Raw genomic sequence first — 12,694 nt, 5'->3', positions numbered from 1 at the left:
TGGCATTCATCGTTTACGGTGTGGACTACCAGGGTATCTAATCCTGTTTGCTCCCCACACTTTCGCACCTCAGCGTCAGTATCGAGCCAGTGAGCCGCCTTCGCCACTGGTGTTCCTCCAAATATCTACGAATTTCACCTCTACACTTGGAATTCCACTCACCTCTCTCGAACTCAAGACCAGGAGTTTTAGAGGCAGTTCCGAGGTTGAGCCTCGGGATTTCACCCCTGACTTGAAAGTCCGCCTACGCGCGCTTTACGCCCAGTAATTCCGAACAACGCTAGCCCCCTCCGTATTACCGCGGCTGCTGGCACGGAGTTAGCCGGGGCTTCTTCTGCGGGTACCGTCATTATCTTCCCCGCTGAAAGGGGTTTACAACCCTAGGGCCTTCTTCACCCACGCGGCATGGCTGGATCAGGCTTTCGCCCATTGTCCAATATTCCCCACTGCTGCCTCCCGTAGGAGTCTGGGCCGTGTCTCAGTCCCAGTGTGGCTGATCATCCTCTCAGACCAGCTACGGATCGTCGCCTTGGTGAGCTTTTACCTCACCAACAAGCTAATCCGACGCGGGCCGATCTTTCGGCGATAAATCTTTCCCCCGAAGGGCGTATTCGGTATTAGCCCAAGTTTCCCTGAGTTATCCCGAACCGAAAGGCACGTTCCCACGCGTTACTCACCCGTCTGCCACTTTCCACTATCCCGAAGGATAGCTTCTCGTTCGACTTGCATGTGTTAGGCCTGCCGCCAGCGTTCGTTCTGAGCCAGGATCAAACTCTTAGGTTGAGAATTCGATTCTGAACTGTCCTGGATGGAATCTTCCAGGTGATCGCTACGTTTTGACGAGTTCCCAACAAGCATGAAACGACGCCACCCGAAGGTGACGTGCAACACGCCTATTGGCATCTTGAAAACGCAGTATCGTCAGAGTCTCGACGCCGGTCCTAAGAGGAACCGGCACGCAAGGACTCCGCCGTCCGCGTTTCCCTTTCTTCGTATTACAATGTCAAAGAGCCGGTGGAAGCGCAGCCGAAGCCACACCTCCGAACCCCCAATGGAAGCAAAAGCACCCTTGGGAGTCAACGACAGCAGAGGTGTGCTCCGGAATTAAAAGAAACCGGATAAACCCCGCATCTGTCAGATGGGTCGCGCGGTCGCGCATCGTCCCGCAAGAAGTGGGAGCAACCCGCGCTGTTGTGATATTTAGGGATTCCGCGGTGCGATGTCAAGCCGGGGAAAGCCTGTGGAGCCCTTTTTCTTTTGTGGGCGCCCGTGTCAATCAGGCCACATTCCTGCCTGAATACGCCGTCACTCTCCGGTTGTTAACGGCGTGGTAACCATAAATTGGGATCATGGTTACGATGAACCGCCGGGGGGATTGACCAGGACCTAAGACGCTCCCATCTCGCTTGCAAGGCCTCAGGAGACTGTGGCCTACTAGGGATGACGGGAGCCGGGGTCAGAGGGAAAATACCCATCGGCACAAGTCTAGCCACGCCGCAGGGACAATAACCGCTTCGGTTATGTCCGCCTGAGGGAAGCCAGGAATGGCGCCAAAAATAGGCGTGCAGGCGGCGACCGGTAGACGGGGGGATTAGCGCATTGTTTAAGCGCCGTGGGGGATTTGCGCGCCGTAAGCTCGGCCAGGCACTCGTGCCGGCGGGACCTCGTGGACTCCCCACCATTCTTCTCGGCGAAACACCCAAGACCGAACGCGAGCTTCCGCCCGTCTTTTTCTGCGAGACCAGCCATGACGGCGCCGGCAGTCGGCTGAAATGGATGGCCAGCACGTGTCTGGCCGGCATGGTTGGCGTCTGTCTCATCGGCGTCGCCATCTATGCCTCCATGAACATGTCCGACGGCTCGGGCATGATGAGCTCGATCAAGCGCGCCAGCCTCGCCGCCCTACAGCCGATCCGCGGCGCCCGCCTCGCCCATGACGCCCAGAGCGTCTCCGGCGACAAAGAAGACCTCATTCAGGCCTCGTCCAAAGGGTTCGCCGAGCGATACGTCATTCACGACACGGTGGTAGAGAGACAAGGCAGCCGCGAATTCATCACCATCAAGCCCTACCTCCGCATCATCGCCGGCCTCGCCACCGACCCCCTCGACGGCTCACTCGACCTCCCCCGCTTCAATCCCTTCAAGCTCTACTCCGACGCCACGCCCATCGGCAGCGGCGAGGATGCGGTCGATCCCACCCAATCGCTTATGGTCAACGTGGTCGACGTCCCCGGCGGTCTCCTGCCGCCGACCGACGACATCGAGCTGGAGCCCGAGCAAGTAGACCGGCTGGTCGCCTCGGCGGCTGAGAACTTCGCCTATGCGGAATCGCCGCTCGCGCTTGGGGAGTCCGGCGGCGAGGCCAATCTTCAACTCGCCTCATACCGTCCCGACGAGGTGGAGCGTCCCCGGCTGCTGCCCAACACCACCGTTATGCAGAAGCTGTTGGACGAGGACGAGGAGTTCAGCGAGAAGGAAATCGCCCGCGCCGAAACCAAGATCGTCAAGGTCGGCCGGGGCGACAATCTCATGGGCGTGCTCCTGAAGTCCGGCACGGACAAGGAGATGGCGAGCGCCATCATCGACAGCCTCGACGCCGTGTTCGGCCCCGACGACCTGAAGCCGAGCCAAAAGATCGATTTCCGGCTGGTACCGTCCGCCGCCAATCCGGAGGCGAAGGACGTCGTCCGCGTCAGCGTTTTCGACCGCAAGAGCCGACACATCGTCACCACGACGCGCAACCACGACGGCGACTATCTCGCCTCCACCACGGCGCCCGTGGACGAGGTCGTCATCACCGCCTCCGACCGCGCCTCGCTCTATGAGAGCTTCTACACCGCCGCGCTGGAGCAGAAGCTACCCGCCGATACGATCGTCAAGCTACTGCGCGTCCACTCCTATGATGTGGACTTCAAGCAGAAGGTCCGCTCCGGCGACACATTCGAGATGTTCTTCGACGGCGAAGGCGTGAGCGGCAGCGACGCGGGCGAGTTGCTTTACACCTCAATGACCGTGGGCGGCGAGACCCGCAAGTTCTACCGCTTCCGCACGCCGGACAACACGATCGACTTCTACGACGAGAACGGCTCGAGCGCGAAGAAGTTCTTGATGCGCAATCCGGTCAAGGGCGGCCGCTTCACCTCCGGCTTCGGCAATCGCCGCCATCCGCTGCTGCGCCGCATCCGCATGCATACCGGCGTCGATTGGGCCGCGCCCTCAGGCACCCCGATCCTCGCCGCCGGCGACGGCACGATCGAGATGGCAGAGCGTCACGGCGGTTATGGCAACTATATCCGCATCCGCCACGCCAACGGATTCGCCACCGCCTACGGCCACATGACGCGCTTCGCCCCCGGCTCCAAGCCCGGCGCCCGCGTCAAGCAAGGCCAGATCATCGGTTTTGTCGGCTCGACCGGCCGCTCCACCGGCCCGCATCTTCACTACGAAGTCCTGGTCAACAACAAGTTCGTCAACCCGATGACCATCGCGGTGCCGCGCGGCCTGCAGCTCGAAGGACGCGAACTCGCCGCCTTCCAGAAAGAGCGCCGCCGCGTCGAAGCTCTCATGGAGCTCGATCCCGTCACCAGCCGCGTCGCCCAGGTCAACACCCAGTAAGCCTGGACGTCAGCCCACCGTCCCCGCCTCTTCACTACCCTTTACATTGCGATTCCCAAGCCAGCCGCAGCATCCGCGCGCGCGATAGCTCCCGTCAACGAGCCTCGGCCGTCATTAGAAACGCATCGAGAAAGCTGGACAAAGCGTCCCAGTTCGTGAACTCGCGGTCGGACTCCGTCTCCGAAACGACCCCGCGCTTCATGACAATGAACTTGACGATCTGCTCTTGGAAGAAGTCGTACTCGGTGAACCGCAGAGCGCCTCCGAGGAGGAGCGTCATGGCCGGCTGCCATCCCGTCACCGCGAGGAAACGGTCTACATAGGCTTGCGCTTCGCCACGCGTTTCCTCCAACGCCGCCGACAGGCTGACTGATAAAAATGCGGAAGGCATCGAGTTCAGGCTTTGGCAATGCGCGGCCGCGAAGCGCTTCACCACAGGCTGGTGCTGCTCCTGATGAACAGACGCGGCGATAACGGACGCGTCGAATCCGTCGAGCTCTACAGGGGGACCGGGATCGGCGGTATCATAGAGCGCGACCTCATGACCGGCGCCGCGCAGATGCGCCGCCGCCGTCTCGGCAATCTTCCGCGTTTGCCCCTCAGTCGTGCCGTAGGCGATCAGAACATTCATGCCGCCCCTCCAGTGGCAAACCGCTCTTCTTCGCTTCTCCAAGCCTGCCCGTCAGTTCACCTGGCTTTCACGGCAGCGCGCCTTGATCTTGCTCAAGCGGCGGAGCGCACCTCAAGTCACGATGGTGGGGACGGTGCGCGGGAGAGCTCCTTGTGGCAGAACTCCTCCATACGTTTGTCCCCAAGAGCCGCCGCGGCTTGCGCTCGAAAGTACCCAATGCAACGGCGTTCGGCGGCTGGGTGACGTTGGAGAGCAGCCCCGCATCGCGCAGAAAGCGGATAAGGCCAAGATGAAACAGCGTGGCGCGGAAGCCACCACCGGACAGCGCTAGACCGATATTGGGTTTCTTGGTTTCGGCCAATTTCCCTCCCAACCCTTCGGGATCGAGCCCACTTGCCTTTGGTTTTTTTGATCGCCACCGCGCCAAGAAGAACGGGTGATTTTGCTGGAGCTGCGGCTCCTTTTTCCTTGTTCTCCTGACCTTTATCAGAAAGGGGACTGCGTCCACTCTGGGCGCGAAGCAGCATTTCCGTCCGGGGTCGCGGCGCACCTCCGGAAAATCTTGTTATGCTGCTGAAAATGTTGGAAGGCCCTGTGGAGCGCCCGACGAAGATTCGCGGATAGCGCGTCTACGCGGACCGGGAGGGATTAAGGGTTGAGCAAAAAAGATTTGGACCTGACGACCTCCGTCAGCGCCGAAACAGATGTCACGCGCGTCGGCCGGACCGAGGCCCCGCCACCGCACGAGCAAACGGCGGACGAAGACATCGACGTGGTCGATTGGGACCGCGTGGCCTCAACGAACGACTTCAAGACGCTAGTCGACTTGAGGGCACGATTTCTCATCCCGGCGACCATCTTCTTCCTCGCCTACTACTTTACCCTCCTTGTGCTGGTCGGTTTCTTTCCGGAAGTGATGTCGCGGACGGTGTCCTGGCTTGGGCCGGTAAACCTCGCCTATCTCTTCGCGCTCTCCCAATTCGCCATGGTCGGCCTCGTCGCCTACGCCTATTTGCGCCACGCAAAGCGGTTTGATGCGCTCGCCGCGAAGATCCGCCGCGAAGCTCTTGTCAGTTCGGGAAGCAAGACCACATGACCACGGCGATTTGGCTTTTTCTGCTCTTTGTCGCGTTCACCCTTCTAATCACGTGGTGGTCGGCGCGGCGCTCTGGCGGGGCGAGCGCCTACTTTGCGGCCGGACGCCGCATCAAAGCCTGGCAGAACGGGTTGGCAATCGCCGGCGACTATATGAGCGCGGCGAGCTTTCTCGGCATCGCCGGCATGATCGCGCTGAAAGGCTATGACGGCTTTATGTACTCGGTCGGCTTTCTGGTCGCCTACCTCACGGTTCTGTTGATCGTTGCCGAGCCGTTGCGGAACTCGGGCAAGTTCACCATGGCGGACGTGCTGGCCTATCGCTTGAAGGCGCGGCCGGTGCGCGCCATGGCCGCGCTCAGCACGCTGACCGTGACCATCTTCTACATGATCGCGCAAATGGTCGGCGCCGGCAGCCTCGTCAAGCTGCTGCTGCCGGGCGTGAGCTACGAGCTCGCCGTGATTGGCGTCGGCGTGCTCATGATCATCTATGTCGTGTTCGGCGGCATGCTGGCCACGACCTGGGTCCAGATCACCAAGGCCATTTTGCTCCTGGCCGGATCCGTCATGCTGAGCATTCTGGTGATGGCGCAGTTCGGCTACAGCTTCGGTAGCTTCTTTGAAGCGGTCAGTCACGTCACCTGGATCGACCCGAAGACGGGCGCGCAAGTCACGCAGAACTTCCTGCAGCCGGGCCTTGCCTTCAAAGGCACGCTGGGCGCTATCGATCTGATTTCGCTCGGCATCGCGCTTGTCTTGGGGACGGCCGGCCTGCCGCACATCCTCATTCGCTTTTACACCGTGCCCGACGCGAGAACCGCGCGGCTCAGCGTGGTCTGGGCGATGGTCGCGATCGGCGCGTTCTACCTGATGACGACGTTCTTCGGTTTTGGCGCCGCCACGCTGCTGACGCCTGCGAACATTCCCGATCAAAACATGGCGGCGCCGCTCCTTGCCCAGCATCTCGGCGGCGACATCTTCTTTGCCTTCATTAGCGCTGTCGCCTTCGCCACGATCCTTGCCGTCGTCGCAGGGCTCACCATCAGTGCCAGCACCAGCTTCGCGCATGATTTCTACACGAACGTGATTCATGCCGGCCGCGAACGCGCGCCCGGCGAAGAGGTCCGCGTGGCGCGCATCGCCGCGTTCGTCGTGGGCGCAACAGCTATTCTGCTCGCCATCGGCCTCCGCTCGACCAATGTCGCCTTTCTCGTTGGGCTCGCGTTTGCCGTGGCGGCAAGTGCCAACCTGCCGCCGATGGTGCTCGCTCTCTTCTGGAAGCGTTTTGATACGGCCGGCGCGTGTTGGGGACTTGGCGTCGGGCTGGTCAGCTCGATCGCGCTAATCCTGCTCAGCCCAAGCATCATGGGCACGGACGGCACGACGCTGATCGCCGGCGAGCCGATCTTCCCCTTGCGCAATCCAGGCATCGTCTCCGTACCGCTTGGCTTTGCCGCCGCCATCGTGGCGACCCTGCTCACTCGCGAAAGAGCGGCGGAAGAAAAGTTCGCCGAGTTCTCCGTGCGCGCCAATACGGGCCTCGGCGCCGAGAAGGCTGTTTAGGCTCCGTTGCGCGGTACGAGCAAGCGTACCAACGCTCCCCCAACCCCTAACCCCCCGTCGCGTCCGCCGCCTCACCGTTAAACGTCAGCCCGCCGTCCTTGACGCCGACCTTGACGGTCGCGCCGTCGCGGATCTTGCCTTCCAGGATCTGCTCGGCCAGCGGGTCTTGCACGTATTTCTGGATCACGCGCTTTAAGGGTCTCGCCCCGTAGGCCGGGTCGTAGCCCTTGTTGCCGAGCCAGGTCTTGGCGTCGTCGTCGATCGTCAGCGTGATCTTGCGGTCGGCGAGGAGCTTGAGCAGCCGCTTCATTTGGATGTCGACGATCTGGCCCATGTCTTCTCTGGCTAGACGATGGAACAGGATGATCTCGTCCACGCGGTTGAGGAATTCGGGCCGGAAATGCCCGCGCACCACCTCCATCACCTGGTCCTCCACGGCATCTGAGTCCTCGCCTTCCTTCTGGTTGACGAGGAACTCCGAGCCCAGATTGGACGTCATGATGATCAGCGTGTTGCGGAAGTCGACCGTGCGGCCCTGGCCGTCCGTCAAGCGGCCGTCGTCGAGCACTTGCAGCAAGACGTTGAACACGTCCGGATGCGCCTTCTCGATCTCGTCGAAGAGAATGACCTGGTAGGGGCGCCGGCGCACGGCTTCGGTGAGCGCGCCGCCTTCTTCGTAACCGACATAGCCGGGAGGCGCGCCGATGAGCCGGGCCACCGCGTGCTTCTCCATATATTCGGACATGTCGACGCGCAGGATCGCGTGCTCGTCATCGAATAGAAACTCGGCGAGCGCGCGGGAGAGTTCCGTCTTGCCGACGCCCGTGGGGCCTAAGAACATGAACGAGCCGAGTGGCCGGTTCGGGTCTTGCAGGCCGGCGCGGCTGCGGCGCACGGCAGTGGACACGGCTTGCACCGCCTCCTTCTGGCCGACCACGCGCTTGGCGATCTCGGTCTCCATCTGAAGCAGCTTCTCGCGCTCGCCTTCGAGCATCTTGTCGACGGGAATGCCGGTCCAGCGCGACACGACAGCTGCGATCATGTCGGGCTCGACGACTTCTTGGGCGAGGCTCCCGGCCTTGCCCTCTTCCTCTTCGATGTTGGCAAGCTTCGCTTCCAAATCGGGGATCACGCCATAGGCCAGCTCGCCCGCCTTGGTCAGGTCGCCGTCGCGCTGCGCCTTGTCCAGCTCGATGCGCGCATGGTCGAGGTCTTCCTTGATCTTCTGCGCCGCCCCGAGCTTGTCTTTCTCTTCCTGCCAGCGCTGGGAAAGCACATTGGCGCTCTCTTCCAGATTGACGATTTCCTTCTCGAGCTTTTCGAGACGGTCCTTGGAGGCGTTGTCGGTCTCCTTCTTCAGGGCCTCGCGCTCGATCTTTAGCTGCATGAGACGCCGATCGAGCTCGTCGAGCTCCTCGGGTTTGGAGTCCACCTGCATGCGCAGGCGGCTGGCCGCCTCATCCACGAGGTCGATGGCCTTGTCGGGGAGAAAGCGGTCTGTGATGTAGCGGTTCGATAAGGTCGCCGCGGTGACCAGCGCGGCATCACTGATACGTACGCCGTGATGCAGCTCATACTTTTCCTTCAAGCCGCGCAGAATGGAGATGGTGTCCTCCACCGTGGGCTCCGGCACGAAGACGGGCTGGAAGCGCCGGGCGAGCGCCGCGTCCTTCTCTACATGTTTGCGGTACTCATCGAGCGTGGTGGCGCCGACGCAATGCAGTTGACCGCGCGCCAATGCCGGTTTCAGCAGGTTGGAGGCGTCCATGGCGCCGTCGGCTTTGCCGGCGCCGACCAGCGTATGCATCTCGTCGATAAAGAGGACGATCTGTCCTTCCGACGCTTCGATCTCGGACAGCACGGCCTTGAGGCGCTCCTCAAACTCGCCGCGATATTTGGCGCCAGCGATCAGCGCGCCCATGTCGAGCGACAGCACCTTCTTGTCCTTCAGGCTGTCCGGCACGTCGCCTTTGACGATGCGCTGCGCCAGGCCTTCGACGATGGCGGTCTTGCCAACGCCGGGTTCGCCAATCAGCACGGGGTTGTTCTTCGTGCGCCGCGACAGCACTTGGATGGTGCGGCGGATCTCCTCGTCGCGGCCGATCACCGGGTCCATCTCACCCTTTTCGGCGGCCTCGGTGAAATCTCGCGTGTATTTCTTGAGCGCGTCGTATTGCTGCTCGGCGCCGGCGCTGTCAGCGGTGCGCCCCTTGCGCAGATCGTTGATGGTCTCGTTCAGGCTTTGCGGCGTGACCCCGGCATCTTTGAGAATATCGGCGGTCTCGCCTTCCTTGGTCATGGCGAGCGCCTGGAGCGCACGTTCCACGGTGATGAAACTGTCGCCCGCCTTGGTGGCAATCTTCTCGGCCTGGTCGAGCACGCGCGCCAAGCCCGGCGTCATCTGCGGCTGGGTGGCGCCGGAGCCGGACACTTTGGGCAGCTTGGCGAGCGCGGCATCGGTGCGGGCCAGCGCCGTCTTGGGATCGCCGCCTGCGCGAGCGATCAGGCCGGCGGCCATACCTTCTTCGTCGTCGAGCAGCGCCTTGAGCAAATGCTCGGGCGTGATCTGCGGATTGCCATCGCGTAGTGCAATGGTCTGCGCAGCCTGCAAAAATCCCTTCAGACGGTCGGAAAGCTTTTCAAAATCCATGATCGTCCCTCTTCGGAGCGGCGAGGTGTGAGGGTGTGCCTGGAACTATGGGTCGGTGGCGGGAACCGTTGGTCGAGCGTCATACCAGCGGCATGTTAACGGACATATAGCGCGCCAGCGTCCGCAAAAAAGGGGAGCGCGCCTTGAGGCAGCACAAAGCGCAAGCGGCCCGGCGGCTCGGCTGCATCACCGTCCAAACGTTCGTCTGAAGAAATCTTGGGAAAGAGGAGCTTAGCTCACCGGGTCTGGCGCACTCTTGTCTTCGCCGCCAGCCTCGGTCTCGACTGGCTCCGCACCATTGGCATCCTGGACGCCCTCGGCGCCGTTGCCCCCGCGGCCACGGCCACGGCCACGTTCTTCCGAACGGGCTGGGCTGGCAGCGTCCGTGGCTTGGGCCGTCTCGGGCTGCGGCGGCTGTTGCTGCTGTTGCTGCTGCTCGGCGCCTCCCCCTTCGGACGTCTCAGGGTTGGCGCGCTGCCGACCGCCGCCATTGGGCTGGTCCCCGGTCTGAGGGGTCATCTGCGACTGAGCCGCCATGATGATGCGGTTATAGTGCTCCGCGTGCTGGAGGTAGCTCTCGGCGGTGACCATGTCGCCGGACGCGAGCGCATCGCGCGCAAGTGACATGTATTTCTCGGCGATGTGTGACGCGGTCCCGCGGATTTTCACATCGGGTCCGTTCGACTCGTAGTTCCGTGACAGTGGGTTCTGGGGCTTGCGGCCACGGCCGCGGCCCCTGCGATTCTGCTGTCCTTGCCTCATAAGCCTATTTCACCTGATTGGCGGCTCTAGCCGCGTCCTTCCCTACTAGCTCCCAAGACTGCCGCCAAAGCTCCCGGCAAGCGCCTGGAACGCCAATTCGGCCACAGTCGATACAACGGTTCTTTATTGCTGCCTTGTCTTGGGCTGGCTCACAGCGCTAGGCGTCTTGCACCTCTTGGCCAGCGCCAGCCAACCGAATCTGATGGGCGATTGAGCGACTCTTGAACAACCCGAGAGGCGAAGGCCTGTCAATCGAGGTTCACGAGTTATCCGCTACAGTTGCCATGAACCGGCCGCGCTAAAATATCCGCTCACGCAGGCCGCACATTCATTTCGCTGGTTCGAAACTAGCCCGAACATCTGGGTTTTCCAAGCTTATTTTTGGGCATTCCGGCCCTTCGGAGACCCCTCAAAACGGGCTCCTGGCAAGGACGCAGCGGGGGCGCCCGGCCAGATCGGACAATATGCCCTCCCTATCAATACCAAGCCCCGAGTGATGGAAAATCCGACTAACCGGCTCGGCTTGCCCGGCCCCGATTTCCACCAGCAGGTGCCCGCCAGGGCTCAGGAAATCCCCGACTCTGGCCGCTATGGTCCGGTAGGCATCGAGGCCGTCCGCGCCGCCGTCGAGCGCCGCCATAGGGTCGTGGACCGCCACCTCGCGGGCCAGCCCTCCAATCTCGCCTCGCGCGATATAAGGCGGGTTGGACACGATGAGATCGAAGCCGCCCTTGAGCCCCTCGAGCCAGCTAGTGCCCAGGAACCGCGCGCGGAGTTCAAGCCCAAGACAGCTTGCGTTCCGGGCGGCAACCTCAAGCGCGCCCGGCGCGATATCCGTGCCGAGGCCTTGAGCCTCCGGCAACTCGGCCAGCAGCGTCAGCAAGATGCATCCCGAGCCGGTCCCGAGATCGAGCACGCTGAGCGGGCTCCCGGTCCGGCCCTCGCGCGCCACGAGATCGAGCGCCGCGGTGATAAGCGTCTCGGTATCAGGGCGCGGATCGAGCGTGTGCGTATCGATCAAAAAGTCGCGGCCGTAGAATTCGCGTTTGCCTTTTATCCGCGACACGGGCTCGCCGCCAAGACGCCGGGCGAGATATCCGGACAGCCGCTCCGCGGCATGCGGCGGAAGGTCCTCGCGCCCGCGCGCCACCAGCGCCTCATGGGTCACGCCCACAGCTTCGCAAAGAAGAAGCCGCGCATCGAGCGCAGGGCTGTCGATACCCGCCGCGCGCAATGTACGGGCCGTTTCGTTACGGACCGCATCGATCGATACCATCACGACTCTTGCTCCATGGCGGCGAGCTGGCTGGTCTGATCCTCGGTGATCAGCGCATCGACGACTTCGTCGAGCGCAGGCTCGCCTTGCAGCACCAACTGGAGCTGATGCGTGGTCAGCCCGATGCGGTGGTCGGTCACCCGGCCTTGCGGGAAGTTATAGGTGCGGATGCGCTGAGATCGGTCGCCGGAGCCGATCTGACTGCGCCGGTCCTGCGCCCGCTCCGCGTCAAGCTTCTCGCGCTCGGCATCGTAGAGGCGCGCACGCAGAACCTTCATCGCCTTGGCTTTGTTCTTGTGTTGAGACTTCTCGTCCTGCTGGGTGACAATGAGACCGGTGGGAAGGTGCGTGATCCTGACCGCGCTGTCCGTCGTGTTGACCGACTGCCCGCCGGGGCCACTCGCCCGGAACACATCGATGCGCAAATCCTTCTCGTCGATCTGCACGTCGACGTCCTCGGCTTCGGGCAACACGGCCACGGTCGCAGCTGACGTATGAATGCGCCCTTGCGCCTCCGTTTCCGGCACGCGTTGCACCCGATGCACACCGGATTCGTACTTCATCCGCGCGAACACGCCCTTGCCAGTGATATTGGCGATGATCTCTTTATAGCCACCCGTCGCCGACTCGCTCGCCGACATGATGTTGACCTTCCATCCATGCCGGTCCGCATAGCGCTGATACATGCGGAACAGATCGCCGGCGAATAGTGCCGCTTCGTCGCCGCCGGTTCCGGCACGCACTTCCAGGATCGCGCTCTTGTCGTCGGCGGCGTCCTTGGGCAGGAGCTGCACCTTAAGTTCATGCTCGAGCGTCTCGATCTTCTCGGCGAGCCCGCCGATTTCGTCCTCGGCAAGCGCCGTCATGTCCGGGTCCGAAGAGCGGTCGTCGAGAATCTCCTGCAACCCCGCCCGCTCAGCTAACGCCGCACGCAACGCGTTGATCGTGGCGACGATGGGATCGAGCTCGGCGAATTCGCGGGACAGCTGGACATAGCTCTCCTGATCGGCGCCGGAGGCAAGACTGCCTTGCACGGCCTCCCAACGGGCGACGAGCTTGTCGAGCTTCTCGGCAGGAATCGTGGTCATGGAGCAGAAATGGG

9 protein-coding genes and 1 rRNA gene are annotated in these 12,694 nt (G+C 62.4%); 3 read left to right on the top strand and 7 right to left on the bottom strand.

The window, feature by feature from the left end; genetic code table 11:
• Positions 1 to 783, bottom strand: a 16S ribosomal RNA gene (locus ABY454_RS03600); the annotation flags it as partial.
• A gap of 816 nt (positions 784 to 1,599) precedes the next feature.
• Between ABY454_RS03600 and ABY454_RS03595 the strand changes: the two genes are divergently transcribed.
• Positions 1,600 to 3,615: a peptidoglycan DD-metalloendopeptidase family protein gene (locus tag ABY454_RS03595; RefSeq protein ID WP_372928804.1), complete on the top strand. Its 2,016-nt coding sequence runs from the start codon at positions 1,600 to 1,602 to the stop codon at positions 3,613 to 3,615.
• A 94-nt stretch (positions 3,616 to 3,709) separates the two neighbouring features.
• Here ABY454_RS03595 and ABY454_RS03590 read toward each other — a convergent pair whose 3' ends face one another.
• Together ABY454_RS03590 and ABY454_RS03585 are read right to left on the bottom strand one after the other, a co-directional pair.
• Positions 3,710 to 4,246, bottom strand: a complete 537-nt coding sequence (locus tag ABY454_RS03590) for a flavodoxin domain-containing protein (RefSeq protein WP_372928803.1) — start codon at positions 4,244 to 4,246, stop codon at positions 3,710 to 3,712.
• Between the two features lie 67 nt (positions 4,247 to 4,313).
• A complete protein-coding gene (locus tag ABY454_RS03585; RefSeq protein ID WP_372928802.1) occupies positions 4,314 to 4,754 on the bottom strand; it encodes a hypothetical protein in 441 nt (146 codons plus the stop codon).
• A 147-nt stretch (positions 4,755 to 4,901) separates the two neighbouring features.
• Here ABY454_RS03585 and ABY454_RS03580 point away from each other — a divergent pair, with 147 nt between their 5' ends.
• Positions 4,902 to 5,342 (top strand): DUF485 domain-containing protein, encoded by a 441-nt coding sequence (locus ABY454_RS03580; protein WP_372928801.1) that lies wholly within the window; start codon positions 4,902 to 4,904, stop codon positions 5,340 to 5,342.
• Positions 5,339 to 6,904, top strand: a complete 1,566-nt coding sequence (locus ABY454_RS03575) for a cation acetate symporter (RefSeq protein ID WP_372928800.1) — start codon at positions 5,339 to 5,341, stop codon at positions 6,902 to 6,904. Before ABY454_RS03580 ends, ABY454_RS03575 begins: the two co-directional genes overlap by 4 nt.
• Positions 6,905 to 6,950: 46 nt before the next feature.
• On the opposite strand, the gene clpB is transcribed toward ABY454_RS03575, so the two are convergent.
• The 4 genes from clpB to prfA all read right to left on the bottom strand — a co-directional run bounded on the left by clpB (position 6,951) and on the right by prfA (position 12,680).
• Entirely contained in the window at positions 6,951 to 9,554 is a 2,604-nt protein-coding gene (gene clpB / locus ABY454_RS03570) for an ATP-dependent chaperone ClpB (RefSeq protein WP_372928799.1), read from the bottom strand.
• 231 nt (positions 9,555 to 9,785) lie between these two features.
• On the bottom strand, positions 9,786 to 10,316 hold the full coding sequence (locus tag ABY454_RS03565; RefSeq protein ID WP_372928798.1) for a DUF4167 domain-containing protein: 531 nt from the start codon (positions 10,314 to 10,316) through the stop codon (positions 9,786 to 9,788).
• Between the two features lie 409 nt (positions 10,317 to 10,725).
• Positions 10,726 to 11,592 (bottom strand): peptide chain release factor N(5)-glutamine methyltransferase, encoded by an 867-nt coding sequence (gene prmC / locus ABY454_RS03560; RefSeq protein WP_372928797.1) that lies wholly within the window; start codon positions 11,590 to 11,592, stop codon positions 10,726 to 10,728.
• Entirely contained in the window at positions 11,592 to 12,680 is a 1,089-nt protein-coding gene (gene prfA, locus ABY454_RS03555; protein ID WP_372928796.1) for a peptide chain release factor 1, read from the bottom strand. The genes prmC and prfA overlap by 1 nt, the downstream gene beginning before the upstream one ends.
• Positions 12,681 to 12,694 lie beyond the last annotated feature (14 nt).

The organism is Methyloceanibacter sp. (assembly GCF_041573655.1).
In the GTDB taxonomy this organism is placed as follows: domain Bacteria; phylum Pseudomonadota; class Alphaproteobacteria; order Rhizobiales; family Methyloligellaceae; genus Methyloceanibacter.
This window is presented reverse-complemented; position numbering and strand designations above follow the sequence as displayed.